Origin of the sequence: Klebsiella ornithinolytica NBRC 105727 = ATCC 31898, from assembly GCF_001598295.1 — a bacterium.
GTDB classification, from domain to species: domain Bacteria; phylum Pseudomonadota; class Gammaproteobacteria; order Enterobacterales; family Enterobacteriaceae; genus Klebsiella; species Klebsiella ornithinolytica.
The window spans coordinates 83,812-109,786 of sequence record NZ_BCYR01000014.1 but is presented as its reverse complement, the minus strand read 5'-3'; the positions used below and the strand labels follow the sequence as shown (position 1 = coordinate 109,786).

Sequence of the window (25,975 nt, the reverse complement as noted above, 5' to 3'; positions counted from 1 at the left end):
CGGAGATTCCCGGTTAAATCAATGACCGCTTTGTTTTTAATGCTTTTCCCAACCGCCGTCCCGGGCGCTGAAGCCTAGCGCTTGCATAAACGCTGACATGACGCGGTGGTCTTCAATTCCGGTATCGGCCATCCGCCAGCGACCGATTTCTGGATTTCTTTGCAGCACTTCTTCCACCAGATACTGCCCGACGCCGCGCCGACGAGTGACTTCGCGTACGCACAGCGCGCTGAGCTCGCCTTCATTGCCACGTAGCGTGACGCGCACGGCACCCAGCAGACGCTCGTTAAAGCGGGCGGCGTAAATTCGGTGACGATCGTCCAGAGGGATATCGTCGGGATCCTGCGACGGCCAGATTTTCCCTAAGTCAATGCGATCCTGATCGCTGAAAAGTGGTAATCGAATAATGGTCAGTTTCATGCGCGACAAGTCCAGTCAAAACGGATGGGGCAGTGTACCCAAATTTGCTGTCGGAAGGGGCGCTGTTTTTTATCCATTCATTAGGGGATTCGTTCTTCTGGCGAGTGCAGATTAGAGCAATCCGTCATGGATCGAAAAATAAGCAGAATTTTAACCTAATGTGCAGCGTTTTATTCCGCCTTATGTATCGTTATTTTATGCTGTGAAGAGGACTTTTTTTTGTTTATCTTCGCTTTAATACAGAATATTATCTTTTCTTAATCGCCTGAAAAATAGAGATTTTAATCTCAATTCAGGCAAAAAACATCGCTAAACCATTAAAGATAATGGTAAAAGTAGCGTTGTTTAATAAAAGCACAGAATGCTTTTTAACCATAAAAATACAAAATATTTACACCACATCACGAACGGGGTTCTGAAGCATGAAAAGGAACGCAAAAACCATTATTGCGGGATTCGTTGCACTGACGATGTCTCACGCGGTCATGGCTAAGGATATTAAAGTTGCCGTGGTCGGTGCGATGTCCGGCCCGGTAGCTCAGTGGGGCGACATGGAGTTCAACGGCGCGCGGCAGGCCATTAAAGACATTAACGCGCAGGGCGGAATTAAAGGCGATAAGCTGGTTGGCGTTGAGTTCGACGATGCCTGCGACCCGAAACAGGCCGTGGCGGTAGCGAACAAAATTGTTAATGAAGGCATCAAGTACGTTATCGGCCATCTGTGTTCCTCTTCTACCCAGCCTGCCTCCGATATCTATGAAGATGAAGGTATTCTGATGATTTCTCCGGGCGCGACGAACCCGGAACTGACCCAACGCGGCTATCAGTACATCATGCGTACCGCTGGCCTGGACTCCGCACAAGGGCCGACCGCCGCCAAATACATCCTGGAAAAAGTGAAACCGCAGCGTATCGCCATCATCCATGACAAACAGCAGTATGGCGAAGGTCTGGCGCGATCCGTCCAGGAGAGCCTGAAGAAAGGCAAGGCGAATATCGTCTTCTTTGATGGCATCACCGCCGGAGAGAAAGATTTCTCCGCGCTGCTGGCACGCCTGAAAAAAGAAAATATCGACTTCGTTTATTACGGCGGTTACTACCCTGAAATGGGGCAAATGCTGCGTCAGGCTCGCTCAGTGGGGCTGAAAACCGTCTTTATGGGACCCGAAGGTGTCGGCAACGCGTCGCTGTCAAATATTGCCGGCGCAGCCGCGGAAGGCATGCTGGTAACAATGCCGAAACGCTATGACCAGGATCCGGCGAACAGCGCTATCGTTGAGGCGCTGAAAACAGAGAAGAAAGATCCGAGCGGTCCGTATGTCTGGATCACCTATGCTGCCGTGCAGTCATTGGCGCAGGCGATGGACAGGAGCAGCAGCCAGGAGCCGCTGGACTTAATCAAAGATCTGAAAGCTCACGGGGCGAAAACCGTGATTGGGCCGCTGAATTGGGACGAAAAAGGCGATTTGAAGGGATTTGAGTTTGGTGTCTTCCAGTGGCATGCGGATGGATCATCCTCTGTCGCAAAATAAGATGCGTTATCCCACCGCCCGTGTGAAGCGGGCGGCATGAAAAAGGTTACCTTATGTCCGAGCAGTTTCTCTACTTTCTGCAGCAGATGTTTAACGGCGTCACGCTGGGCAGTACCTATGCGCTGATCGCCATCGGCTATACGATGGTGTACGGCATTATCGGCATGATTAACTTCGCCCATGGCGAGGTATACATGATTGGCAGCTACGTCTCCTTCATGATCATCGCCGCCCTCATGATGATGGGGATTGATACCAGCTGGCTGCTGGTGGCCGCCGGGTTTATCGGGGCGATTATTATCGCCAGCGCCTACGGCTGGAGCATTGAACGCGTGGCCTACCGACCGGTGCGCAGCTCCAAGCGCCTGATTGCGCTGATTTCCGCCATCGGGATGTCGATCTTCCTGCAAAACTACGTCAGCCTGACGGAAGGTTCGCGCGATATCGCGCTGCCGAGCCTGTTTAACGGCCAGTGGATTATCGGGAGCAGCGAAAACTTCGCCGCCACCGTCACCACGATGCAGCTGGTGATTTGGGTCGTGACTTTTGTTGCGATGCTGGCACTGACGCTGTTTATCCGCTATTCACGCATGGGCCGCGCCTGCCGCGCCTGTGCAGAAGACCTCAAAATGGCGAGCCTGCTCGGTATCAATACCGACCGGGTGATTGCGTTGACGTTTGTTATCGGCGCGGCAATGGCGGCGGTCGCGGGCGTACTGCTGGGCCAGTTCTACGGCGTTATCAACCCGTATATCGGCTTTATGGCCGGGATGAAAGCCTTTACCGCTGCGGTACTGGGCGGCATCGGCAGCATTCCTGGCGCGATGATCGGTGGCCTGATTCTGGGCATCGCCGAAGCGCTCTCGTCTGCCTACCTCAGTACGGAATATAAAGACGTCGTCTCCTTTGCCCTGTTGATTCTGGTGCTGTTGGTGATGCCTACCGGCATTCTGGGTCGTCCGGAGGTCGAGAAAGTATGAAACCGATGCATATTGCTATGTCGCTGCTGTCCGCGGCGATGTTCTTTGTCCTCGCCGGCGTGTTTATGGGTGTGCAGCTGGAGCTGGACGGCACCAAACTGGTGGTGGATACCGCAGCCGATATCCGTTGGCAGTGGATCTTCATCGGCACCGCGGTGGTCTTCTTCTTCCAGCTGATGCGTCCGCTGTTCCAGAAAACCCTGAAAAACGTCTCCGGGCCGAAGTTTATTATGCCGGCCATCGACGGTTCGACGGTCAAGCAGAAGCTGTTCCTGCTCGCACTGCTGGTTATCGCCGTGGCGTGGCCGTTTATGGTGTCGCGCGGGACGGTGGATATCGCCACGCTGACCATGATCTATATCATTCTCGGTCTCGGGCTTAACGTGGTGGTGGGGCTGTCCGGTCTGCTGGTGCTGGGTTATGGCGGCTTCTATGCCATCGGTGCCTACACCTTTGCGCTGCTGAACCACTATTACGGTCTTGGCTTCTGGACCTGTCTGCCGCTGGCAGGGCTGGTATCCGCAGCCGCGGGCTTCCTGCTGGGGTTCCCGGTACTGCGTCTGCGCGGCGACTATCTGGCGATCGTCACGCTTGGCTTCGGCGAAATCGTCCGTATTTTGCTGCTTAATAACACCGAAATCACCGGTGGCCCCAACGGCATCAGCCAGATTCCAAAACCGACGCTGTTTGGCCTTGAGTTTAGCCGCAGCGCCCGCGAAGGCGGCTGGGATACTTTCAGTAACTTCTTTGGCCTGAAGTACGACCCGGGCGATCGGGTGATTTTCCTCTACCTGGTGGCGCTGCTGCTGGTCGTGCTGTCGCTGTTTGTGATCAACCGCCTGCTGCGTATGCCGCTGGGACGCGCATGGGAAGCGTTGCGTGAAGACGAAATTGCCTGCCGCTCGCTGGGCCTTAGCCCTACGCGCATCAAGCTGACCGCCTTTACCATCAGCGCCGCGTTTGCCGGCTTTGCCGGTACGCTCTTCGCCGCGCGCCAGGGCTTTGTCAGTCCGGAATCCTTCACCTTTGCCGAGTCGGCTTTCGTGCTGGCGATTGTGGTTCTGGGTGGAATGGGCTCGCAGTTTGCGGTGATTCTCGCCGCGGTGCTGCTGGTGGTATCACGCGAGCTGATGCGTGATTTCAACGAATACAGCATGCTGATGCTGGGTGGGTTGATGGTACTGATGATGATCTGGCGTCCGCAGGGTCTGCTGCCGATGACGCGTCCGCAGCTGAAGCTGAAAAAAGGTCAGGCGAAAGGAGAGCAGGCATGAGTCAGCCATTATTATCCGTCAGCGGCCTGATGATGCGCTTTGGCGGCCTGCTGGCGGTCAACAACGTGTCGCTGGAGCTGCACCCACAGGAGATCGTGTCGCTGATCGGTCCTAACGGCGCCGGGAAAACCACGGTCTTCAACTGCCTGACCGGTTTTTATAAGCCGACCGGCGGGACCATCATGTTGCGCGATCAGCACCTGGAAGGGTTGCCGGGTCAGCAAATCGCCCGGATGGGCGTTGTTCGTACCTTCCAGCACGTGCGTCTGTTCCGCGAAATGACGGTGATTGAAAACCTGCTGGTGGCGCAACATCAGCAGCTGAAAACCGGGGTCTTCTCCGGGTTGTTGAAAACCCCGGCCTTTCGTCGCGCGCAGAGCGAAGCCCTGGATCGTGCCGCTACCTGGCTTGAGCGTATCGGCCTGCTGGAACATGCGAACCGTCAGGCGAGCAATCTGGCCTACGGTGACCAACGGCGTCTGGAGATTGCCCGCTGCATGGTCACCCAGCCGGAAATCCTGATGCTGGATGAACCCGCTGCGGGTCTGAACCCGAAAGAGACCAAAGAGCTGGACGAGCTGATCGCCGAGCTGCGCAGTCATCACAACACCACCATCCTGCTGATTGAGCACGATATGAAGCTGGTGATGGGCATTTCCGATCGTATTTATGTGGTAAACCAGGGCACGCCGCTGGCTAACGGTACGCCGGAAGAGATCCGCAATAACCCGGACGTGATCCGCGCATACCTTGGTGAGGCATAAGTATGGAAAAAGTGATGTTATCTTTTGACAACGTAAGCGCCCACTACGGCAAGATTCAGGCGCTGCATAACGTCAGTCTGCATATTAATCAGGGGGAAATCGTGACCCTGATTGGCGCCAACGGCGCGGGGAAAACCACGCTGCTGGGTACCCTGTGCGGCGACCCGCGCGCCAGCAGTGGGAAGGTGGTGTTTGACGGTAAGGATATTACCGACTGGCAGACTGCGAAAATCATGCGCGAAGCGGTGGCGATTGTCCCGGAAGGGCGGCGCGTCTTCTCGCGTATGACCGTTGAGGAGAATCTGGCGATGGGCGGTTTTTTTGCCGATCGAGACCAGTTCCAGAGCCGCATCAAATGGGTTTATGAACTGTTCCCGCGCCTGCTTGAACGCCGTATTCAACGTGCGGGCACCATGTCCGGCGGCGAGCAGCAGATGCTGGCGATTGGTCGGGCGCTGATGAGCCAGCCGCGCCTGCTGCTGCTTGATGAGCCCTCTCTGGGACTGGCGCCGATCATCATCCAGCAGATTTTCAACACCATCGAACAGCTGCGCGAGCAGGGGATGACCATCTTCCTTGTCGAGCAGAACGCCAACCAGGCGCTGAAACTGGCTGACCGCGGCTATGTGCTGGAAAACGGCCACGTCGTGCTGGAAGACACCGGCGATGCGCTGTTGGCTAACGAGGCGGTGCGTAGCGCCTATCTGGGCGGATAGTGAAGATAAAACGCCCGGCATCTGCCGGGCGTTTTACTTGGCTCCTACAGCTCCAGAGAGCGTTTCCACAGCATAAAATCATATTGTTCGAGCGCATCCGCTTTGGTACGCCAGCTTCCGCTGGCGGTGGCGATGATTTTCTCGAACAGGCCGTCAGCGATATCCGCCAGCGGCGTACCTTCGATAATCGGCCCGCAGTCATAATCGATAATATCCGGCATCTTTTTTGCCAGCGCGGTGTTGGTTGAAACTTTGAGAACCGGAACGATAGGGTTCCCTGTCGGCGTACCTAACCCGGTTGAGAAGATCACCACGTTGCACCCGGCCGCGACCAGGCCCGTTACCGCGTCCACATCGTTGCCCGGCGTGCAGACCAGCGAAAGGCCGCTTTCTCCCATCGGTTCGGCATAGTCGCATACCGCGCTAACCGGCGCTCTGCCGCCTTTTTTCGCCGCGCCGGCGGATTTTATCGCGTCAGTGATCAGCCCATCGGCAATGTTTCCCGGGCTGGGGTTATCGGCGATGGTGGTGCCGAAGAAGTTCGCGACATGCTCATAGTTTTTCATCAGCGACAGAAACTTCTCTTTCAGTTCGCGGGTCGCGCAACGTTGAACGATATCCCCTTCCGCGCCGCACAGCTCGGGGAATTCCGCCAGCCCCGATGCGCCGCCGAGGGCGACAAGGCGGTCTGACACTTCGCCCATCGCCGGGTTTGCGCTGATCCCCGAGAACCCGTCAGAAGCGCCGCACTTGACGCCGATTTTCAGATGGGAGAGCGGGACGTCCTGCCGCTCGGCGACGGGGGCTTCGCGGATCGCGTTATAGGTTTCGGTCAACGCATCCTGCATCATTTTTTCTTCGCTACTCCAGTCCTGCTGCCTGAAGTAAATAATCGGTTTGCTGAAGTTTGGGTTACGCTTCGCCAGCGCGGCGTTGAAATCAACAATTCGCGCTTTTTCACAGCCGAGAGCAAAAACCGTCACGCCAAGAACGTTGGGATGATCGGAATAGGCGGCCAGCACGTCGCACATCGTCATGCTGTCCGAGGTGGCGCCGCCGCAGCCGGAATTAACGGTAATACAGCGAATACCGTCAAGATGCGGAAAGGGCAGATGCCGGGTATCGTTTAAAGCCCCTGCCGATGTCACCTGGCGAGCAAAATTTTTCAGGCCGTTATTGGCGTAGCCAAGGGCGTCGTTCAACGCATCGGTGACGCGCTGAACGTTGCGGTTTTCACAGAATACCAGCGGAATGACCAGCCAGTAGTTCGCGGTGGCGACCCGGCCATCTTCACGCACGATTCCCTTAAACGTCCGCTTTTGCCAGGCGGAAACATCCGGCTGCTGCCAGTCATAGGGGGCGACATCGTCAAGCGTAACCGGGGCCGCGTAGTGTTTGATATTCTCCGTTGTGATGGCTTCGCCCCGGGTGATGGGGCGCGTCGCTTTACCGACCGGTACGCCGTACAGCGAAACGATATCGCCGGGCGCAATATCCTCGGTGGCAAATTTATGTTTGGCTTTGACATCGCTACGCAGAACGTAGGCCTCATCGTTCCAGTGAACCCGCTGTTCTTTGCGTAAGTCCTGCAGCGCAACGATTAAGTTATCAGTAGGGTCAATCTTTAAGATGGTCTGCATGTTATTTATCCTTTGTTATAGGCGCATCAGGACTTAGTGATGAGTGACCGCAACGCCGTTTGTCGCTTTTCTGCCGGCAAGAGCGGCAATAAGCAGCGCACAGCAGATGGTAATCAGCGACAGTGCGACCAGGCCCGCCGAATCGTTGCCGAAGAAGGTATCGACCTCAACGCGAATGAGCGGCGCCAGGAAGCTACAAAACGCGCCCATGGTGGTGCAAAAGCCGATACTGGCGGCCAGCGCCGAGCCTGACACAATCTGCGCCGGGAAAGTCCAGAAAATGGGTTGCACGGAGAGAAAGCCGATGGCTGACAGCGACAGCGCGGCAATGGCGAGCACCGGGCCGGACCAGGCAGAAACAAACAGCCCCAGCGCCGCAGCCAGCATACAGATGACCGAAATCAGTACCCGGCGAGCCGGCATTTTGTCTGCCAGACGCGGAATGTAATAGACGCCGACGGCGGAGCAGGCCCATGGAATGGCGGCGACCAGCGACTCTTTAAAGCCGAGCGTGGAACCCATTAGCGAGGCGACTTGCGAAGGCAGGAAGAACATCAGTCCGTACACGCTGATCTGGATGGTGCCGTAGATCAGCGCCAGGTGCCAGACTTTAAGGCTTTTCAGCGCGGTACCGACGCTGCTGGTTTCCGTCTGCCTCTGCTCCTGCTGTAGCTGGGCAGTCAGCGCCTTTTTCTCTTCTTCGTTCAGGAAGCGCGCTTTGGCCGGCGTATCGTCGAGCCAGAACCAGGCGAAGATCCCCATGATGACCGCCGGAATGCCTTCAATGAAGAACATCCAGAACCAGCCGGGTTTACCGAGGAAGCCGTGCATTTCCAGAAGCGCGCCGGAGATGGGCGAGCCTAAGGTCAGCGCCAGCGGTACGCCGAGTACGAAGATACCGACTACGGATGCGCGAACTTTATTGGGAAAGTAGATGGAGGCCAGCAGCAGAATACCGGGATAAAAACCGGCTTCGCCTAATCCCAGTAAAAAGCGCAGGACAATAAACTGGGTTTCCGTCTGTACCAGTCCGGTGAGGGCAGAGAGGACGCCCCACAGAACGGTGGTGATACTTAACCATTTTTGCGCGCCAATTTTATTCAGAATCAGGTTCGCAGGAATGCCAAACAGCGCATAGGCGGCGAAAAAGATCCCCGCCCCGAGGGCGAAGGCGGAATTGGAGAGCCCAATATCCACCTGCATCGCCTCTTTGGCGAATCCCACGTTCACCCTGTCGATAAAGGCGATGAAGTACAAAATAAACATCAGTGGCACCAGGCGCTTCCATGATTTGGTAATCGCGGAATTGAGGGCCGGATTGTCGTAAGCTGTGATGGTTTTCATAATACCTCCGCGTGGGGGTCAGGCATTAATTTCAATACCAGCGCGGGAAAGTATCCGCAGAATACTTTCGGTCTGGCAGGTGGCGAGCGAGCTAAACGGTGCTGTGCAGCGGTCGGACTGAATAATTCCGCGCAGCTGTAGCGCTTTTTTAAATGTTGGAATGAACGGATCGTTAACCGCGTAAATATCCATTAACCCATCCACTTTTTGCTGATACCGCGAAATTTTCTGCAAATCGTTATCGCTAAATGCCTGCATCCAGTCGCGGAATATTTCAGGGCAAATATTGGATAACCCGCCGATACATCCATCGCCCCCCGCCAGGACATTGTGCGCGAAGTTATTGTCATAACCGGCATAGACTTCAAAATACGGTAGTTCAGATTTTACCTGGCGAATCACCTGCGACGTATGATTGGTGTCCGGAATGGTGTCTTTAAGACCGACAATGTTTGGGAACTCTCTGGCGAGTCGTAAACAGACCTCTGGCGAGACGCAATAGCCGGTACGTTCCGGGAAGTTATAAATAAATATTTTGGCGGCGGTGCGGCGAGCTATCTGGCTATAAAATGTATAAATGCCTTCATCAGTCAGGCGGAAGTACCACGGGCTGATAATCATGACGCCATCCAGTCCGCACTCATCTGCATAGTTTGCCAGCTCTACGCACTCGTCAATATCCATGCGGCTGGTACCTGCATAGGCCTTTATTCCCTCGCGCGGGAACTCTGCCGCCATTTGAATGACCTGACGGGATGTTTTCATATCCAGCGAGAAAAACTCACCGGTACTACCCATGACGACAAATCCCGATACGCTGCTTTTAATGAAATCGTACAGGCGAAAGTTGCCTTCAGGATCCAGCCTGCCCTGCTCATCAAAAACCGTTATTGCCGGGGTGATGTAACGACTTTGCATATTAAACCTCTTTGTTGTTCGTATATACAAATGGTGTCTGTATTTGCGATTAAGCATAAGTAAACACGCCATCGACGTGAAGTCAAATGGCGCCAAAGTCGTGCGGATAATTGATTAACTCAATGAATAGATGGGGAATTATGCAGAATAGTCGGGCGCCACGGTGGATCATTAAATATCGGCATTGTGTGGGTAATCACAATTCCGAAGGTGCCGTTGGCAAATAAATCAGTAATTTTTAATATCAGGCAGCTTATTCAGCACGCTTTCGATACGACCCTTGGCCTCTTTTAGCGCATGAATAACCTGCTGCGTTTTTTCATCGCTGGCGCGGAAAGAAGGCAATGAGACGCTGATCGCCGCCAGAATAATGCCTTTCTGCTGCAGGGGGACGGCGAAGCAGATGGTATCGTCGTTGATTTCCCGATCGTCCATGGCATAACCGTTGGCGGCGACCATATCCAGCTGCTGACGAAGCTGGGCCATATTCGTTACGCTGCGGGCGGTAACGCAAGGAAAACCCTGCGGATAGAGCTCCAGTATCTCTTCGTCACGATGCTTATGCAGCAGCGCCTTGCCCAGGGCGGAACAGATCGCCGGAAGGCGAGTTCCTACCTTAGAGACCAGCTGCACGGTTTGATCGCCCTGGACTTTATCAACATAAAGTACCCAGGCGTCATCCAGAATGCCGAGCTGGCAAACTTCGTTGCATTCATTGACCACCGCGTGCATTTCGCTATTGATCGTTTTCAGCCAGAACTCTTTTTCCACCGTTGAACTGGCCAGAACCGCGCAGGAGATCCCCAGAGTGTAAATCCCGTTGCGAGCGTCGTGACTGATATATTTGCGATACTGCAGTGATTTGAGGATCGGGAAAATGGTTCCCTTGGAGATATCCGTTTTGAGCGATAGCTCGGAAAGCGTCATTCCATCCGCGTTGGCTAAGGTTTCCAGAATGAGCAAAACGCGCTCGGTAGGTTTATGAAGCGTCTTCATATTTTTTCCTTTTGACGGCTCGCCGTAGAGTGCTCTTTAACGCACTCTATTTAACTACAGATCCCCCTTTATCTGTAGTCTGCGCCGCCTCTCTTTTTCCCTTGCCATTTCCCTGCCACTTTTTTTTCACCGTTTCATCATGTTTTTGCCAATTTATTGTAATATTTTTGTAATGCAATAGTTATTTTTCTGTCATTCGAGCATGTCATGTTACCCCCGCGAACATAAAACGCGTGAAATCGCGCATCTGGAACAACAAGAGAGATAACCGATGATATCGTTACGACATACAGCTTTAGGACTGGCGCTCAGCCTGGCATGTGCCGGTCAGGCGCTGGCAGTGACCAATATTCCGTTCTGGCATTCCATGGAAGGGGAGTTGGGTAAAGAAGTTGATTCTCTGGCGCAACGTTTCAACGCGGCCAATCCGGATTATAAAATTACACCGGTGTACAAAGGTAACTATGAACAGAGCCTGAGTGCCGGCATTGCGGCATTCCGTACCGGTAATGCGCCGGCGATCCTTCAGGTTTATGAAGTAGGTACTGCGACGATGATGGCTTCGAAGGCCATTAAGCCGGTATATCAGGTGTTCAGCGATGCGGGTATTAAGTTTGATGAATCGCAGTTCGTCCCGACCGTTTCCGGTTACTACACCGATTCCAAAAGCGGCCATCTGCTCTCCCAGCCGTTTAACAGCTCCACACCGGTGCTGTACTACAACAAAGACGCCTTCAAAAAAGCCGGTTTAGACCCGGAGCAGCCGCCGAAAACCTGGCAGGAGCTGGCAGCCTATACCGATAAGCTGAAAGCCGCCGGGATGAAGTGCGGTTACGCCAGCGGCTGGCAGGGCTGGATTCAGATTGAAAACTTCAGCGCCTGGCATGGCCTGCCGGTGGCGACCAAAAACAACGGCTTTGACGGTACCGATGCGGTTCTGGAGTTCAACAAGCCGGAGCAGGTCAAGCATATCGCCATGCTGGAAGCGATGAACAAGAAGGGCGATTTCAGCTACTTCGGGCGTAAAGATGAGTCCACCGAGAAGTTCTATAACGGGGACTGCGCGATAACCACCGCCTCTTCCGGTTCGCTGGCCGATATTCGCCAGTACGCGAAGTTCAACTACGGCGTGGGGATGATGCCGTACGACGCCGACGTGAAGGGCGCGCCGCAGAACGCCATTATCGGCGGGGCCAGCCTGTGGGTGATGCAGGGTAAAGATAAAGAGACTTACACCGGGGTGGCGAAATTCCTGGAATTCCTCGCTAAACCGGAAATCGCTGCGGAATGGCATCAGAAAACCGGCTACCTGCCGATTACCACCGCCGCTTATGACCTGACCCGCCAGCAGGGCTTCTACGATAAGAATCCAGGCGCGGATATTGCCACTCGTCAGATGTTGAACAAGCCACCGTTGCCGTTCACCAAAGGGCTGCGTCTGGGCAACATGCCGCAGATCCGCACCATTGTGGATGAGGAGCTGGAAAGCGTGTGGACCGGGAAGAAAACGCCACAACAGGCGCTGGATTCAGCGGTACAACGTGGTAACCAGCTGCTGCGCCGCTTCGAGCAATCAACGAAATCGTAATCGCTGAAATGCCCGGTGGAATTCGCTCACCGGGCCTACGACGTGCCCTATGTAGGCCGGGTAAGGCGTAGCCGCCACCCGGCATTGTTCAGGAACCCAATCTCAATGTCATCATCCCGTCCGGTATTCCGCTCGCGCTGGCTGCCTTATGTGCTGGTCGCGCCGCAGCTGATTATCACCATTATTTTCTTTATCTGGCCCGCGGGCGAAGCGCTGTGGTACTCACTCCAGAGCGTCGATCCGTTTGGTCTTTCCAGCCAGTTCGTTGGCCTGGACAACTTCGTGACCCTGTTCCACGACCCGTACTATCTGGACTCGTTCTGGACCACCATTAAGTTCAGTAGCCTGGTGACCTTCAGCGGGCTGATGATTTCTCTGTTCTTTGCTGCGCTGGTGGATTATGTCGTGCGCGGCAGCCGCTTTTATCAAACCCTGATGCTGCTGCCCTATGCCGTGGCGCCAGCGGTGGCGGCGGTATTATGGATTTTCCTCTTTAACCCCGGCCGTGGACTGATAACCCATTTCCTCGGCGAGATGGGCTATGACTGGAACCATGCGCAGAACAGCGGCCAGGCAATGTTCCTGGTGGTCTTTGCCTCGGTATGGAAGCAGATCAGCTATAACTTTTTGTTTTTCTTCGCTGCATTGCAGTCGATCCCGCGCTCGCTGGTTGAGGCTGCCGCCATTGACGGCGCCGGGCCGATTCGCCGCTTCTTTAAACTGGCGCTGCCGTTGATTGCGCCGGTCAGCTTTTTCCTGCTGGTGGTCAACCTGGTCTACGCCTTCTTCGATACCTTCCCGGTGATCGATGCTGCCACCGCCGGCGGCCCGGTACAGGCGACCACTACGTTGATTTATAAGATCTATCGCGAAGGTTTCGCCGGGCTCGACCTGTCGGCGTCCGCCGCCCAGTCGGTGGTTCTGATGTTCCTGGTGATTGTGCTGACGGTCGTTCAGTTCCGCTACGTTGAAAGTAAGGTGCGCTACCAATGATTGAGAACCGTCGCGGGCTGACGATTTTCAGCCACACCATGCTGATTGCGGGGATCGCCGTCATCCTGTTCCCGCTGTATGTCGCGTTTGTTGCCGCGACGCTGGATAACAAAGCCGTTTTTGAGACGCCGATGACGCTGATTCCCGGCGGACATCTGCTGGAAAATATGGCGACCATCTGGACCCAGGGCGTTGGCGTGAACAGCGCGCCATTCTGGCTGATGATGCTCAACAGCTTCATCATGGCCTTCGGTATCACGGTCGGGAAAATCGTGGTCTCAATGCTCTCCGCGTTCGCCATCGTCTGGTTCCGCTTTCCGCTGCGTAACCTCTTCTTCTGGATGATTTTTATTACCCTGATGCTGCCGGTTGAGGTACGTATCTTTCCCACCGTGGAAGTGATCGCCAATCTGAAGATGCTCGACAGCTATGCCGGGTTGACGCTGCCGCTGATGGCCTCCGCGACCGCCACCTTCCTGTTCCGCCAGTTCTTTATGACCCTGCCGGACGAGCTGATCGAAGCGGCGCGTATCGACGGCGCCTCGCCGATGCGCTTTTTCCGCGACATCGTGCTGCCGCTCTCGAAAACCAATCTCGCGGCCCTGTTTGTTATCACCTTTATCTACGGCTGGAACCAGTATCTGTGGCCGCTGTTGATTATTCAGGACGTGAATCTTGGCACCGCAGTGGCGGGTATCAAAGGCATGATCGCCACCGGAGAAGGCACCACCCAGTGGAACCAGGTGATGGCGGCGATGCTGCTGACGCTGATTCCCCCGGTTGTTATCGTTTTAGCCATGCAGCGTGCGTTTGTGCGTGGTTTAGTGGACAGTGAGAAGTAGGTTGTATCCCTTGATTGTTCGTGGCGTCGACGCTGAGCCGAAACCGCGTAATCAAGGTGGAGGATGATGGACATAGTGGGCCTATGTCCAAATCCGACAACGCAGAGTACGCGGTTTCAGCACGCGTCCCGAAGGGCTGGGGCCATTTTTGCCCGGTACCGCGTTACTCGCGTCTTATTTGGGCCCACCAAACTGCGACGCTTGCGCCTTGCCCCGGGCAAAAATAGCCGCCAGCGACGTTCATGAACAATCAAGGGATACAACCTTTTATGGCAGGTTTAAAACTACAGGCAGTAACCAAAAGCTGGGATGGCAAAACCCAGGTCATTCAACCGCTGACGCTGGACGTCGCGGACGGGGAATTTATCGTTATGGTCGGACCGTCCGGCTGCGGGAAATCAACGCTGCTGCGCATGGTTGCCGGGCTTGAACGCGTGACCAGCGGCGACATCTGGATTAACCGCCAGCGCGTGACCGAGATGGAACCGAAGGATCGCGGGATCGCGATGGTGTTTCAGAACTACGCGCTTTATCCGCACATGAGCGTGGAAGAGAACATGGCCTGGGGGCTAAAAATACGCGGTATGGGCAAAGGCCTGATCGCCGAGCGGGTGCAGGAAGCGGCGCGTATTCTGGAGCTGGATGGCCTGCTCAAGCGCCGCCCGCGCGAGCTCTCCGGCGGCCAGCGCCAGCGCGTGGCGATGGGCCGCGCCATCGTGCGCGACCCGGCGGTATTTCTGTTTGATGAACCGCTATCGAATCTCGATGCCAAGCTGCGCGTCCAGATGCGTCTTGAACTTCAGCAGTTGCATCGTCGTCTGAAAACCACCTCGTTGTACGTCACGCATGACCAGGTGGAGGCGATGACGCTTGCCCAGCGGGTGATGGTGATGAACAAAGGCATTGCCGAACAAATTGGCACCCCCGTCGAGGTGTACGAGAAGCCGGCCAGCCGCTTTGTGGCGAGCTTTATTGGCAGCCCGGCGATGAACCTGCTGGACGGGCGCGTCAGCGAAGATGGTCATCGTTTTGAGCTGGAAGGCGGTCTGCGTTTACCGATGAATGGCGAGCATCGCCGCCATGCCGGGCGTAAGATGACGTTAGGTATCCGCCCGGAGCATTTTGCATTAAGCTCCCAGGCGGAAGGTGGCGTACCGCTGGTGATGGATACGCTGGAAATTTTAGGTGCCGATAACCTTGCCCACGGTCGCTGGGGCGAGCAGAAACTGGTGGTCAGGCTGCCGCATCAGCAGCGTCCGTCAGCAGGCAGCACGCTGTGGCTGCATCTGCCCGAGGATCATCTGCACCTCTTTGATGGTGAAACAGGACAACGCGCATGAGTCACTGGCCTTATCCTCACATCGTCGCCCATCGTGGCGGCGGGAAACTGGCGCCGGAAAACACCCTGGCGGCCATCGACGTCGGCGCCCGTTTCGGGCATACGATGATCGAGTTTGACGCCAAGCTGTCGAAAGACGGACAGATTTTTTTGCTGCATGATGACAATCTCGAGCGCACCAGCAACGGCTGGGGCGTCGCCGGCGAGCTGGCCTGGAGCGAACTGCTGAAAGCCGATGCCGGCAGCTGGTATAGCCATGAATTCAAAGGCGAGCCGCTGCCGCTGCTGGCCGAGGTTGCCGAACGCTGTCGTCAGCACGGCATGATGGCGAATATCGAGATTAAACCCACAACCGGCACCGGACCGCTCACCGGGAAAGCGGTGGCGCTGGCGGCCCGGGAGCTGTGGCAAGGTATGACGCCGCCGCTGCTCTCATCGTTCGACATTGACGCGCTGGAGGCGGCGCAGCAGGCGGTGCCTGAGCTGCCGCGCGGGCTGCTGCTGGATGAGTGGCGTGAGGACTGGCGCGAGCTGACCACGCGCCTGGCGTGCGTTTCGATCCACCTTAACCATCAACTGCTGGATGAGTCGCGAGTGGCCAGCCTGAAAGCCGCGGGTCTGCACATCCTCGTCTATACCGTCAACAAACCCCAGCGGGCGGCTGAGCTGTTGCGCTGGGGCGTGGACTGCATTTGTACCGATGCCATTGATGTCATCGGTCCTGACTTCCACGCCTGATCCTTCGGCAGACGGCCGTTATGGTGTCGTCTGCCGCTGCAACATCCCTCCGTTATTATTATTCGGCAACATCTGCTGGGACGAATTCAAATTACCGCTCTGGATGACCCGCTGCTGGTTGTTGTTGAGCTGCGTCTGGAGATGCTGCTGCTGGGCGCGCGTCTGGCTCTGCATATCCTGCTTCAGCATGCTCTGGTGCTGCTGCTGTTGCACCTGCATCTGATTTTGCATCCGCTGCTGGCTGGGGATGACGTACCCCGGCTGATTGGGATTATTGGTGGTGTTGAGTGGCTGCGCCAGGACGCTCAGCGGCAGCAGCGCCGCCAGAAATAATAGTGCTTTCATGGTTCTCTCCTCCCGTGCGTGGGATCACTTAAGTGTACCTCCTTTTCAGCATAACAATGATTTTTTAGGACTTATCAACCAGGCTTAAGCGGGGAAAAAAACACTTCAGGAGTAAGACAATGATAAACACGCGTTCCTGGCGTCAGGTGGTCATCGCTGCTTTGCTGGCCGGCGGAAGTTTTGCCGTCAGCGCAAATCCCACCCCGCCGCCCGTTTCTTATGGTGTCGAAGAAGATGTCTTTCACCCGGTTCGTGCCCGGGAGGGGATGGTGGCCTCGGTAGATGCGACGGCGACCCGCGTCGGGGTGGATATTCTGCGTCAGGGGGGCAACGCCGTCGATGCCGCGGTGGCCGTGGGCTATGCGCTGGCGGTTACGCATCCACAGGCCGGTAATATTGGCGGCGGCGGGTTTATGATGCTGCGTACCAAAGACGGTAAAACGACGGCGATTGATTTTCGCGAAATGGCGCCTGAGCAGGCCACCCGGGATATGTTCCTTGATGATCAGGGCAACCCGGACAGCAAAAAATCGCTCACTTCACATCTGGCTTCTGGTACGCCGGGCACCGTGGCAGGCTTCTCATTAGCGTTGGAAAAATACGGCACCATGCCGCTGAACAAGGTGATCCGTCCGGCGATTAAGCTGGCGGAAGAGGGCTTCACGGTGAACGATGCGTTGGCCGACGATCTGAAGACCTACGGGAGTGAAGTCATCCCCAGTCACCCGAACAGTAAAGCCATCTTCTGGAAAAACGGCGAGCCGTTGAAGAAAGGTGACAAGCTGGTGCAAAAACAGCTGGGCAAAAGCCTTGAGCTGATCGCGGAGCATGGCCCGGATGCGTTTTATAAAGGGGCGATTGCCGATCAGATTGCCGACGAAATGCACAAAAACGGCGGCCTGATCACCAAAGCCGACCTTGCCGGCTACAAGGCAGTCGAGCGTACGCCGATAAGCGGCGAATATCGCGGTTATCAGGTGTTTTCGATGCCACCGCCTTCGTCCGGGGGGATCCACATCGTACAGATCCTCAATATCCTCGAAAACTTCGACATGCATAAATATGGCTTCGGCAGTGCAGACGCCATGCAGGTGATGGCGGAAGCCGAAAAACATGCCTATGCCGACCGTTCGGAGTATCTCGGCGATCCGGACTTCGTCAAAGTGCCGTGGCAGGCGCTAACCAACAAAGCCTACGCCAAATCGATTGCTGAACAGATTGATATCAACAAAGCCAAACCTTCGAGCCAGATTCGTCCGGGCAAGCTGGCACCGTATGAAAGTAACCAGACCACCCATTTCTCGGTGGTGGATAAAGAGGGTAACGCGGTGGCGGTCACCTATACGCTGAATACTACCTTCGGGACCGGTATTGTGGCGGGTAGCTCCGGGATACTGATGAACAACCAGATGGATGACTTCTCGGCGAAACCGGGCGTTCCGAATGTCTACGGGCTGGTGGGCGGTGATGCCAACGCCGTCGGGCCGAAAAAGCGTCCGCTGTCGTCGATGTCGCCGACTATCGTGGTGAAGGAGGGGAAAACCTGGCTGGTGACCGGCAGTCCGGGCGGTAGCCGCATCATTACCACCGTACTGCAGATGGTGGTCAACACCATCGATTTCGGTATGAACGTGGCGGAAGCCACCAACGCGCCGCGCTTCCATCATCAGTGGCTGCCGGATGAGCTGCGGGTGGAGAAGGGGTTTAGCCCGGATACGCTGAAGCTGCTGGAGCAGAAAGGGCAGAAAGTGGCGCTGAAAGAGGCGATGGGAAGTACCCAGAGCATTATGGTCGGCCCGGACGGGACGCTGTATGGCGCGTCCGATCCGCGCTCGCCCGGTGATTTGACGGCGGGATACTGATTGATGTGCCGGGTAGCGGTTGACGCCTTACCCGGCCTACAGATGATGCAGAATCACGGGCCCGGCTGGCGTGGCGCCACCGGGCCATATTTAGCGGTTACTTGAGGCGCGCCATGAAATGCGCATCCACATACTCGCCGTTACGCAGGGCAAACTTCCGCGCGGTCCCTTCGACGACAAAACCGTGTTTGCGATAGACGGCAACGGCGGCGGCGTTATCGGCAAATACCGTCAATTCGATGCGCTCGACCCGCAGCCAGTTATCGCACAGGTTAATCATTTCGCGCATCAGCGCGCTGCCCACGCCACGCCCGTGGAACGCTGCGTCAACGCTCATTCCGAAGGTGGCAACGTGGCTCCGGCGAGGTCGCGGCTCGACGCTGAGCATCAGGTGACCGACGACGCCATTGTCAAGAGTGGCGACCAGATGGTGGCTGTGTGGCCTGGGCTGTAGACGTTCTTGCCACATTTCCATCGAGGGATGAGGAAGTTGTAGTGTGTCGTGATAGACCTCCGGGTGGGCCGTCAGCTGGCGTAAAGGTTCTGCATCGCGCGGTTCAGCGTGGCGTATCACTATGTCACTCATTTCTCTTCTCCTGTGCCGCGGCATCGCGGTCTTGATCCCCTTTATTGGCCTTTTAAACATCCCTGACTTTAAAAAATGCGTCAACGGCTAATTTTTGCAAAAAGAGGTAGACAAGTGCGAATGAGAATGATTATTATTGTCCTGCATTCAGGGAGACCCTTGCGGAAAGCCTGAAAGCACGACATTGCTCACATTGCTTCCAGTATTACTTTAGCCAGCCAGGTGCTGGCTTTTTTTTTGGCTTTTTTTGCCGGACATTTCCACCATCCTGAATAGGTTAAGAGTTAAGTTCGTCGCCGGGGTGCGCTATGGTTAGCAGCAGAAACCTCAACAAAGGACGGCTTTATGACTCTGCACTGCGCGTTTATTGGGTTTGGCAAAAGCACCACCCGCTACCATCTTCCTTATGTTCTGCACCGCAAAGACCGCTGGCACGTCGCGCATATCTATCGCCGCAGCGCGAAGCCGCAGGAGCAGGCGCCGCAGTATTCTCATATTCATTTCACCAGCGATCTCGACGATGTGCTCAACGACCCGCAGGTAAAACTGGTGATTGTCTGTACTCATGCGGACAGCCATTTCGAATATGCAAAGCGGGCGCTGGAGGCCGGTAAAAATGTGCTGGTAGAAAAACCGTTTACCTCCACGCTAGCTGAGGCAAAGTCGCTCTTTGCGCTGGCGAAGAGCCGGGGGTTGACGGTGACGCCATACCAGAACCGCCGCTTTGATTCCTGTTTCCTGACGATGAAAAAGGTGATTGAGAGCGGCAAACTGGGCGAGATCGTGGAGGTTGAGAGCCATTTTGACCTCTATCGCCCGGTGGCAGAAACACAGCCCGGAGTGCCGCAGGATGGAACATTTTACGGTCTTGGTGTGCATACGCTGGATCAGCTCATCTCGCTGTTTGGCCGCCCGGACCACGTGGCTTATGACATCCGCAGCCTGCGCAACAAAGCCAATCCGGATGACACCTTTGAAGCCCAGCTGTTCTACGGCGACCTGAAGGCCATTGCCAAAACCAGCCACCTGGTGAAGCTGGCGTACCCGAGGTTTACCGTCCACGGGCATAAAGGCTCCTTTATCAAATATGGTATCGATCGGCAGGAAACCAGCCTGAAAGCCAATATTATGCCGGGTGAGCCAGGATTCGGCGCGGACGATACGTTTGGCCTGCTGGAGTACGTCAATGAGGCGGGTGAAACCGTGCGGGAAGAGATCCCAATTGAAACCGGCGACTATGGGCGGGTCTATGATGCGCTGTATGAAACCCTCGTTAACGGTCAGCCAAATTACGTCAAGGAATCTGACGTTCTCACGAATATGGAGATCCTCGGGCGCGGGTTTGAACAGCCCTCTCCGGCCACGATAACCTTAGATAAATAAGCCTTCCTGGCTCCTTTGTAGTCATTCATATTTTTTGAACAGAGGAGTCAATTTTCACCCTCTATGATCGTGAGCAGATTGAGTCCACACTGACTCTATCGAAAACATACGGGGGTGCAACATGATCTACTTACGCAAAGCTAATGAACGCGGTCACGCTAACCACGGCTGGCTGGATTCCTGGCATACTTTCTCTTTCGCTAACTATTATGACCCGAACTTTATGGGCTTCTCGGCGCTGCGGGTTATCAATGATGACGTGATTGATGCCGGTCAGGGCTTCGGTACCCATCCGCACAAAGATATGGAAATCCTGACCTACGTGCTGGAAGGGGCGGTTGAACACCAGGACAGCATGGGTAACAAAGAGCAGGTTCCGGCGGGCGAGTTCCAGATCATGAGCGCAGGTACCGGGGTTCGTCACTCCGAGTACAACCCAAGCGATACAGAAAAACTGCATCTGTACCAGATCTGGATTATGCCAGAAGAAAACGGCATCACTCCGCGCTACGAACAGCGTCGCTTTGATGCTCTGCAGGGCAAACAGCTGGTTCTGTCGCCGGATGCCCGTGACGGTTCACTGAAAGTGCACCAGGATATGGAACTGTACCGCTGGGCGCTGCTGAAAGATGAACAGTCGGTGCATCAGATTGCCGCGGAACGCCGCGTGTGGATCCAGGTGGTGAAAGGCGAGGTGACGATTAACGGAACCAAAGCGACCACCAGCGATGGCCTGGCGATTTGGGACGAGCAGGCGATTTCCGTACACGCTGACAGCGATAGCGAGATCCTGCTGTTCGATCTGCCGCCGGTCTGATTCAGTTCTGAAGATGTTTAAATAAATTGCGCAGCCTTCCCGGATGTTTGGGAAGGTTGCGCTTTGTCCGTGATAAACTGGGAAAATGTCTCCCCGTTATCACAGTCAGGACGATGAAAAAGAAAAGACCCGTACTGCAGGATGTAGCCGATCTTGTCGGCGTGACCAAAATGACGGTCAGTCGCTTTTTACGTAACCCGGAACAGGTTTCCGAGGCCCTGCGTGGCAAGATTGCCGCTGCTCTCGATGAACTGGGTTATATTCCCAATCGTGCGCCTGATATCCTCTCTAATGCCACCAGCCGCGCCATTGGTGTGCTGCTGCCCTCGTTGACCAACCAGGTCTTCTCGGAAGTGCTGCGTGGGATTGAAAGCGTCACCGATGCCTTCGGCTACCAGACGATGCTCGCGCACTACGGCTATAAGCCGGAAATGGAAGAAAAGCGTCTCGAATCTATGCTCTCATGGAACATTGATGGCCTGATTCTCACCGAACGTACCCATACCCCTCGCACGCTGAAAATGATCGAAGTTGCCGGTATCCCGGTGGTTGAGCTGATGGACAGTCAGTCGCCGTGCCTCGATATCGCCGTCGGTTTTGATAACTTTGATGCCGCACGCCAGATGACCGCCGCAATTATTGCCCGCGGCCATCGCCACGTGGCCTATCTGGGGGCGCGCCTTGATGAACGTACTATCATCAAGCAAAAGGGCTACGAACAGGCGATGCGCGATGCCGGCATGACGCCGTATAGCGTGATGGTTGAACAATCTTCGTCCTATTCGTCAGGGATAGAGCTGATGCGCCAGGCGCGTCGCGAATATCCGCAGCTCGATGGCATCTTCTGTACCAACGATGACCTTGCGGTCGGTGCCGCCTTTGAGTGTCAGCGCCTGGGATTGAAAATTCCGGACGATATGGCGATCGCCGGTTTCCACGGCCATGATATTGGTCAGGTGATGGAGCCCCGACTGGCCAGCGTGCTGACCCCGCGTGAGCGAATGGGACGCATTGGTGCCGAACGGCTGCTGGCCCGTATTCGGGGTGAAGTCGTGACGCCGAAGATGTTAGATTTAGGTTTCACATTGTCACCGGGCGGATCAATTTAGACTGACAAGTTTGAAGTAGATCACACATATTCATTCCTGGCACGAATGGTGATTGCTTATCGCTAAGTCCGGCATGACAATGTTACCGATAACAGTTACCCGTAACAATTAATCTGTATACGAGTCTTCACGCTGTATTCTTGCAGCCAGTACGGCTTCGTATATGTGTCCAGTGGGAGGAAGCTTTGAGCACGACTAACCATGATCACCACGTCTATGTCCTGATGGGCGTTTCCGGCAGTGGTAAATCCGCTGTCGCCAGCGAAGTGGCGCATCAGCTGCATGCCGCGTTTCTCGATGGTGACTTTCTGCATCCGCGTAGCAACATCAACAAGATGGCCTCCGGCGAGCCGTTAAACGACGATGATCGTACGCCGTGGCTGCAGGCGCTGAACGACGCCGCTTTTGCCATGCAGCGTACAAATAAAGTTTCGCTGATCGTCTGTTCCGCTCTGAAAAAGAGCTATCGCGATATTCTCCGCAAGGGCAACCCGAATCTCTCTTTCGTCTACCTGAAAGGCGATTTCGACCTGATTGAAAGCCGTCTGAAAGCGCGTAAAGGCCATTTCTTTAAAACCCAGATGCTGGTGACCCAGTTTGAAACGCTGCAGGAACCTGGCGCAGACGAAGGCGATGTCTTAATCGTCGATATTGATCAATCGCTGGAAGGCGTGGTCGCGAGCACCATTGAGGTGATCAACAAAGGCAGTAACTAGTGAGTACATTAACGCTTGTTTTAACAGCAGTAGGCTCCGTTTTGCTGCTGCTGTTTTTAGTCATGAAGGCGCGTATGCATGCTTTCGTGGCTTTGATGGTGGTTTCTATTGGTGCCGGTCTCTTTTCCGGAATGCCGCTGGATAAAATTGCGGCGACGATGGAAAAAGGGATGGGCGGGACGCTGGGCTTCCTGGCGATCGTCGTGGCACTTGGGGCGATGTTTGGCAAGATTCTTCATGAAACCGGCGCTGTCGATCAGATTGCCGTGAAGATGTTGAAATCTTTCGGCCACAGCCGCGCTCATTACGCGATTGGCCTCGCTGGTCTTATCTGCGCGCTGCCGCTGTTTTTCGAAGTGGCGATCGTGCTGCTGATCAGCGTGGCCTTCTCCATGGCGCGCCATACCGGCACCAACCTGGTGAAACTGGTTATCCCGCTGTTTGCTGGCGTGGCGGCCGCGGCGGCGTTCCTGCTGCCCGGGCCCGCGCCGATGCTGCTGGCATCGCAAATGCATGCTGACTTTGGCTGGATGATCCTGATTGGTCTGTGCGCGGCGATTCCGGGAATGATTATCGCCGGGCCGCTGTGGGGCAACTTCATCAGCCGTTACGTTGAGCTGCATATTCCTGACGATATTAGCGAACCAAGCCTGGGTGAAGGCAAGATGCCGTCCTTTGCCTTTAGCCTGTCGCTGATTCTCCTGCCGCTGGTGCTGGTGGGGCTGAAAACAATCGCCGCGCGCTTTGTGCCGGTTGGCTCCAGCGCTTACGAATGGTTTGAGTTTATCGGCCATCCGTTCACCGCGATTCTGGTCGCGTGTCTGGTGGCTATCTATGGTCTGGCGGTACGTCAGGGGATGGCGAAAGATCGGGTGATGGAGATCTGCGGTCATGCGCTGCAGCCTGCGGGGATTATCCTGCTGGTTATCGGTGCCGGCGGCGTCTTCAAACAGGTGCTGGTTGACTCCGGCGTGGGCCCGGCGCTCGGTGAAGCGCTGACGGGCATGGGGCTGCCTATCGCCATTACCTGCTTCGTGCTGGCGGCCGCGGTGCGTATTATCCAGGGTTCTGCGACCGTCGCCTGTTTAACGGCGGTGGGGCTGGTCATGCCGGTCATCGAGCAGCTGAACTACAGCGGTGCGCAGATGGCGGCGCTCTCCATCTGTATCGCGGGTGGATCCATCGTGGTGAGCCACGTGAACGACGCCGGTTTCTGGCTGTTCGGGAAATTTACCGGCGCTACCGAAGCGCAGACGCTGAAAACCTGGACGATGATGGAAACTATCCTCGGCACCACCGGTGCCATCGTCGGTATGATCGCGTTTACGTTGTTAAGCTAAACGCCGCTGAGCGTGTCCGGCCGAGCGACGCGAGGCCGGGCAAATCGCCCATCCAATCCCGCAAAAAAACCTCTCTGCTGAGCGATGAGACGAAAGGATTACCTCTCGTAAGGCCGCATCAGACCTGGTTTTCTCCGCTTTCCCCACCGGCGCGATAGCGCTAGATTTCTGCGCAGATCCATAATCCAGATCAATAAAAAAGCGGCGGAAAATATTCCCTTCCTGCGGTTATTTCCCCGATAATCTTTGCGGTTTTTCTGGGTACCGATGTCGGCAGAAGCTGCGTTCAATAAGTTGCTTTTCTGATTGCTGCGCAATCATTGATTAATTTCACTTGCGACTTTAGCAGCATTTTGTAATGTGAGGGATGATCCAGCAGGAAACTGGCTAGGCACAAACAGCACACATCTCCCAGGAAATACGTTATGAAAAATGTTGGTTTTATCGGCTGGCGCGGAATGGTCGGCTCTGTACTCATGCAACGCATGGTTGAAGAGCGCGACTTCGACGCCATTCGCCCTGTTTTTTTCTCCACCTCTCAGCTGGGGCAGCCTGCTCCATCCTTTGGTGGTAGCACCGGCGGTACGCTGCAGGACGCGTTTGATCTGGACGCGCTGAAGGCGTTGGACATTATTGTGACCTGCCAGGGCGGGGATTATACCAACGACGTGTATCCGAAGCTGCGTGAGAGCGGCTGGCAGGGTTACTGGATTGACGCCGCCTCTTCGCTGCGCATGAAAGACGACGCCATCATTATTCTTGATCCGGTAAACCAGGATGTGATTACCGCCGGTCTGAATAATGGCGTGAAAACGTTTGTTGGCGGCAACTGTACCGTCAGCCTGATGCTGATGTCCCTCGGCGGCCTGTTTGCCCAGGATCTCGTGGAGTGGGTGAGCGTGGCCACTTACCAGGCGGCATCCGGTGGCGGGGCGCGTCACATGCGCGAACTGCTGACCCAGATGGGCCAGCTGCATAGCCACGTGGCGACAGAGCTGGCGAATCCGGCGTCCGCCATTCTGGATATCGAACGCAAAGTGACGGCGCTGACCCGCAGCGGCGACCTGGCGGTTGATAACTTTGGCGTGCCGCTGGCAGGCAGTTTGATCCCATGGATCGACAAACAGCTGGATAACGGCCAGAGCCGTGAAGAGTGGAAAGGACAGGCTGAGACCAACAAAATTCTCGCCACCTCGTCAGTGATTCCGGTTGATGGCCTGTGTGTACGCGTTGGCGCGCTGCGTTGTCACAGCCAGGCGTTTACCATCAAGCTGAAAAAAGATGTCTCTATCCCGACCGTTGAAGAACTGTTGGCCGCACACAACCCGTGGGCCAAAGTCGTACCGAACGATCGTGATATTACAATGCGTGAGCTGACCCCGGCTGCCGTCACCGGCACCCTGACCACGCCGGTGGGTCGTTTGCGTAAGCTGAATATGGGGCCGGAATATCTGTCGGCTTTCACCGTCGGTGACCAGCTCCTGTGGGGCGCTGCCGAGCCGCTGCGACGCATGCTGCGCCAGCTGGCTTGATAACGGGATGAACCAAAAGGGGGTGTTTTACACCTCCTTTTTTTTGCGTAATACAAGGAGTAAACGCGGATGTTAGATTTTTTCCAACGGAGGTAAGACAGCCTTGGCTATGCTTTAAGTAAGGAACGACAACGTTGCCTTACCTGAAGGTGGGACGGAGCAGAAGGATGCACAGTGTGCTGCACCGTTCAGGTCAAAAAA

Annotated in this window: 24 protein-coding genes; 17 read left to right on the top strand and 7 right to left on the bottom strand. The window is 55.5% G+C overall.

The features are described from left to right. Nucleotides 1-36 precede the first annotated feature (36 nt). A complete protein-coding gene (gene panM / locus ROR01S_RS22035; RefSeq protein ID WP_004868553.1) occupies nucleotides 37-420 on the bottom strand; it encodes an aspartate 1-decarboxylase autocleavage activator PanM in 384 nt (127 codons plus the stop codon). Nucleotides 421-842: 422 nt separating this feature from the next. Here panM and livK point away from each other — a divergent pair, with 422 nt between their 5' ends. The 5 genes from livK to livF are packed head-to-tail and all read left to right on the top strand — an operon-like array spanning nucleotide 843 to nucleotide 5,686. Beyond that, a complete protein-coding gene (gene livK / locus ROR01S_RS22030) occupies nucleotides 843-1,952 on the top strand; it encodes a high-affinity branched-chain amino acid ABC transporter substrate-binding protein LivK (protein WP_004868551.1) in 1,110 nt (369 codons plus the stop codon). Between the two features lie 53 nt (nucleotides 1,953-2,005). Next, complete coding sequence (gene livH, locus ROR01S_RS22025) at nucleotides 2,006-2,932, top strand: high-affinity branched-chain amino acid ABC transporter permease LivH (protein WP_004868550.1); 927 nt, start codon at nucleotides 2,006-2,008, stop codon at nucleotides 2,930-2,932. Continuing rightward, nucleotides 2,929-4,206 (top strand): branched chain amino acid ABC transporter permease LivM, encoded by a 1,278-nt coding sequence (gene livM, locus ROR01S_RS22020; protein ID WP_004868547.1) that lies wholly within the window; start codon nucleotides 2,929-2,931, stop codon nucleotides 4,204-4,206. The genes livH and livM overlap by 4 nt, the downstream gene beginning before the upstream one ends. Next, nucleotides 4,203-4,970 (top strand): high-affinity branched-chain amino acid ABC transporter ATP-binding protein LivG, encoded by a 768-nt coding sequence (livG, locus tag ROR01S_RS22015; protein ID WP_004868546.1) that lies wholly within the window; start codon nucleotides 4,203-4,205, stop codon nucleotides 4,968-4,970. Before livM ends, livG begins: the two co-directional genes overlap by 4 nt. 2 nt (nucleotides 4,971-4,972) lie before the next feature. After that, nucleotides 4,973-5,686: a high-affinity branched-chain amino acid ABC transporter ATP-binding protein LivF gene (gene livF, locus ROR01S_RS22010; protein ID WP_086815724.1), complete on the top strand. Its 714-nt coding sequence runs from the start codon at nucleotides 4,973-4,975 to the stop codon at nucleotides 5,684-5,686. A gap of 44 nt (nucleotides 5,687-5,730) precedes the next feature. Here livF and ROR01S_RS22005 read toward each other — a convergent pair whose 3' ends face one another. From ROR01S_RS22005 to ROR01S_RS21990, 4 genes are all read right to left on the bottom strand, one after another. Continuing rightward, a complete protein-coding gene (locus ROR01S_RS22005; protein WP_064359881.1) occupies nucleotides 5,731-7,326 on the bottom strand; it encodes a UxaA family hydrolase in 1,596 nt (531 codons plus the stop codon). 33 nt (nucleotides 7,327-7,359) lie between these two features. Continuing rightward, nucleotides 7,360-8,670: an MFS transporter gene (locus ROR01S_RS22000; RefSeq protein WP_015585594.1), complete on the bottom strand. Its 1,311-nt coding sequence runs from the start codon at nucleotides 8,668-8,670 to the stop codon at nucleotides 7,360-7,362. Between the two features lie 18 nt (nucleotides 8,671-8,688). Beyond that, nucleotides 8,689-9,588: a dihydrodipicolinate synthase family protein gene (locus ROR01S_RS21995; RefSeq protein ID WP_015585595.1), complete on the bottom strand. Its 900-nt coding sequence runs from the start codon at nucleotides 9,586-9,588 to the stop codon at nucleotides 8,689-8,691. 228 nt (nucleotides 9,589-9,816) lie between these two features. Next, nucleotides 9,817-10,584: an IclR family transcriptional regulator gene (locus tag ROR01S_RS21990; protein ID WP_015585596.1), complete on the bottom strand. Its 768-nt coding sequence runs from the start codon at nucleotides 10,582-10,584 to the stop codon at nucleotides 9,817-9,819. Nucleotides 10,585-10,855: 271 nt separating this feature from the next. On the opposite strand from ROR01S_RS21990, the gene ugpB reads away from it, so the two are divergent. The 5 genes from ugpB (at nucleotide 10,856) to ugpQ (ending at nucleotide 16,084) form a co-directional block, all read left to right on the top strand. Then, nucleotides 10,856-12,172, top strand: a complete 1,317-nt coding sequence (gene ugpB, locus ROR01S_RS21985; RefSeq protein WP_015585597.1) for a sn-glycerol-3-phosphate ABC transporter substrate-binding protein UgpB — start codon at nucleotides 10,856-10,858, stop codon at nucleotides 12,170-12,172. Nucleotides 12,173-12,277: 105 nt separating this feature from the next. After that, the gene (gene ugpA / locus ROR01S_RS21980) at nucleotides 12,278-13,165 is read left to right on the top strand and encodes a sn-glycerol-3-phosphate ABC transporter permease UgpA (protein WP_004868543.1); all 888 of its coding nucleotides are present in this window, start codon (nucleotides 12,278-12,280) and stop codon (nucleotides 13,163-13,165) included. Next, on the top strand, nucleotides 13,162-14,007 hold the full coding sequence (gene ugpE, locus ROR01S_RS21975; protein ID WP_004868542.1) for a sn-glycerol-3-phosphate ABC transporter permease UgpE: 846 nt from the start codon (nucleotides 13,162-13,164) through the stop codon (nucleotides 14,005-14,007). The genes ugpA and ugpE overlap by 4 nt, the downstream gene beginning before the upstream one ends. Before the next feature lie 269 nt (nucleotides 14,008-14,276). After that, nucleotides 14,277-15,347, top strand: coding sequence for a sn-glycerol-3-phosphate import ATP-binding protein UgpC (locus ROR01S_RS21970; protein ID WP_004868541.1), 1,071 nt, complete (start codon nucleotides 14,277-14,279; stop codon nucleotides 15,345-15,347). Continuing rightward, a complete protein-coding gene (ugpQ, locus tag ROR01S_RS21965) occupies nucleotides 15,344-16,084 on the top strand; it encodes a glycerophosphodiester phosphodiesterase (RefSeq protein WP_004868540.1) in 741 nt (246 codons plus the stop codon). The genes ROR01S_RS21970 and ugpQ overlap by 4 nt, the downstream gene beginning before the upstream one ends. Before the next feature lie 18 nt (nucleotides 16,085-16,102). Here the strand turns inward: ugpQ and ROR01S_RS21960 are convergent, their stop codons facing one another. Next, nucleotides 16,103-16,429 (bottom strand): DUF2756 family protein, encoded by a 327-nt coding sequence (locus tag ROR01S_RS21960; protein ID WP_044347742.1) that lies wholly within the window; start codon nucleotides 16,427-16,429, stop codon nucleotides 16,103-16,105. A 119-nt stretch (nucleotides 16,430-16,548) separates the two neighbouring features. On the opposite strand from ROR01S_RS21960, the gene ggt reads away from it, so the two are divergent. Next, nucleotides 16,549-18,291, top strand: coding sequence for a gamma-glutamyltransferase (gene ggt / locus ROR01S_RS21955; protein ID WP_004868538.1), 1,743 nt, complete (start codon nucleotides 16,549-16,551; stop codon nucleotides 18,289-18,291). 97 nt (nucleotides 18,292-18,388) lie between these two features. On the opposite strand, the gene yhhY is transcribed toward ggt, so the two are convergent. Next, nucleotides 18,389-18,865, bottom strand: a complete 477-nt coding sequence (gene yhhY / locus ROR01S_RS21950; protein ID WP_160873408.1) for an N-acetyltransferase — start codon at nucleotides 18,863-18,865, stop codon at nucleotides 18,389-18,391. Between the two features lie 357 nt (nucleotides 18,866-19,222). Between yhhY and ROR01S_RS21945 the strand changes: the two genes are divergently transcribed. From ROR01S_RS21945 to asd, 6 genes are all read left to right on the top strand, one after another. After that, entirely contained in the window at nucleotides 19,223-20,260 is a 1,038-nt protein-coding gene (locus ROR01S_RS21945) for an oxidoreductase (protein ID WP_004868536.1), read from the top strand. A gap of 121 nt (nucleotides 20,261-20,381) precedes the next feature. Then, nucleotides 20,382-21,077: a quercetin 2,3-dioxygenase gene (gene yhhW, locus ROR01S_RS21940; protein WP_004868535.1), complete on the top strand. Its 696-nt coding sequence runs from the start codon at nucleotides 20,382-20,384 to the stop codon at nucleotides 21,075-21,077. A 113-nt stretch (nucleotides 21,078-21,190) separates the two neighbouring features. Further along, on the top strand, nucleotides 21,191-22,186 hold the full coding sequence (gntR, locus tag ROR01S_RS21935; RefSeq protein WP_004868533.1) for a gluconate operon transcriptional repressor GntR: 996 nt from the start codon (nucleotides 21,191-21,193) through the stop codon (nucleotides 22,184-22,186). Nucleotides 22,187-22,371: 185 nt separating this feature from the next. After that, complete coding sequence (gntK, locus tag ROR01S_RS21930) at nucleotides 22,372-22,902, top strand: gluconokinase (RefSeq protein WP_004868532.1); 531 nt, start codon at nucleotides 22,372-22,374, stop codon at nucleotides 22,900-22,902. Continuing rightward, on the top strand, nucleotides 22,902-24,242 hold the full coding sequence (gntU, locus tag ROR01S_RS21925) for a gluconate transporter (RefSeq protein WP_015585601.1): 1,341 nt from the start codon (nucleotides 22,902-22,904) through the stop codon (nucleotides 24,240-24,242). Before gntK ends, gntU begins: the two co-directional genes overlap by 1 nt. A gap of 425 nt (nucleotides 24,243-24,667) precedes the next feature. Continuing rightward, complete coding sequence (asd, locus tag ROR01S_RS21920) at nucleotides 24,668-25,774, top strand: aspartate-semialdehyde dehydrogenase (RefSeq protein ID WP_004868528.1); 1,107 nt, start codon at nucleotides 24,668-24,670, stop codon at nucleotides 25,772-25,774. Nucleotides 25,775-25,975: the final 201 nt, after the last annotated feature.

Bases quoted from the DNA above. Each gene is read 5' to 3' on its own strand.
- panM (WP_004868553.1), bottom strand. From the start codon at position 420: ATGAAACTGACCATTATTCGATTACCACTTTTCAGCGATCAGGATCGC.
- livK (WP_004868551.1), top strand. From the start codon at position 843: ATGAAAAGGAACGCAAAAACCATTATTGCGGGATTCGTTGCACTGACG.
- livH (WP_004868550.1), top strand. From the start codon at position 2,006: ATGTCCGAGCAGTTTCTCTACTTTCTGCAGCAGATGTTTAACGGCGTC.
- livM (WP_004868547.1), top strand. From the start codon at position 2,929: ATGAAACCGATGCATATTGCTATGTCGCTGCTGTCCGCGGCGATGTTC.
- livG (WP_004868546.1), top strand. From the start codon at position 4,203: ATGAGTCAGCCATTATTATCCGTCAGCGGCCTGATGATGCGCTTTGGC.
- livF (WP_086815724.1), top strand. From the start codon at position 4,973: ATGGAAAAAGTGATGTTATCTTTTGACAACGTAAGCGCCCACTACGGC.
- ROR01S_RS22005 (WP_064359881.1), bottom strand. From the start codon at position 7,326: ATGCAGACCATCTTAAAGATTGACCCTACTGATAACTTAATCGTTGCG.
- ROR01S_RS22000 (WP_015585594.1), bottom strand. From the start codon at position 8,670: ATGAAAACCATCACAGCTTACGACAATCCGGCCCTCAATTCCGCGATT.
- ROR01S_RS21995 (WP_015585595.1), bottom strand. From the start codon at position 9,588: ATGCAAAGTCGTTACATCACCCCGGCAATAACGGTTTTTGATGAGCAG.
- ROR01S_RS21990 (WP_015585596.1), bottom strand. From the start codon at position 10,584: ATGAAGACGCTTCATAAACCTACCGAGCGCGTTTTGCTCATTCTGGAA.
- ugpB (WP_015585597.1), top strand. From the start codon at position 10,856: ATGATATCGTTACGACATACAGCTTTAGGACTGGCGCTCAGCCTGGCA.
- ugpA (WP_004868543.1), top strand. From the start codon at position 12,278: ATGTCATCATCCCGTCCGGTATTCCGCTCGCGCTGGCTGCCTTATGTG.
- ugpE (WP_004868542.1), top strand. From the start codon at position 13,162: ATGATTGAGAACCGTCGCGGGCTGACGATTTTCAGCCACACCATGCTG.
- ROR01S_RS21970 (WP_004868541.1), top strand. From the start codon at position 14,277: ATGGCAGGTTTAAAACTACAGGCAGTAACCAAAAGCTGGGATGGCAAA.
- ugpQ (WP_004868540.1), top strand. From the start codon at position 15,344: ATGAGTCACTGGCCTTATCCTCACATCGTCGCCCATCGTGGCGGCGGG.
- ROR01S_RS21960 (WP_044347742.1), bottom strand. From the start codon at position 16,429: ATGAAAGCACTATTATTTCTGGCGGCGCTGCTGCCGCTGAGCGTCCTG.
- ggt (WP_004868538.1), top strand. From the start codon at position 16,549: ATGATAAACACGCGTTCCTGGCGTCAGGTGGTCATCGCTGCTTTGCTG.
- ROR01S_RS21945 (WP_004868536.1), top strand. From the start codon at position 19,223: ATGACTCTGCACTGCGCGTTTATTGGGTTTGGCAAAAGCACCACCCGC.
- yhhW (WP_004868535.1), top strand. From the start codon at position 20,382: ATGATCTACTTACGCAAAGCTAATGAACGCGGTCACGCTAACCACGGC.
- gntR (WP_004868533.1), top strand. From the start codon at position 21,191: ATGAAAAAGAAAAGACCCGTACTGCAGGATGTAGCCGATCTTGTCGGC.
- asd (WP_004868528.1), top strand. From the start codon at position 24,668: ATGAAAAATGTTGGTTTTATCGGCTGGCGCGGAATGGTCGGCTCTGTA.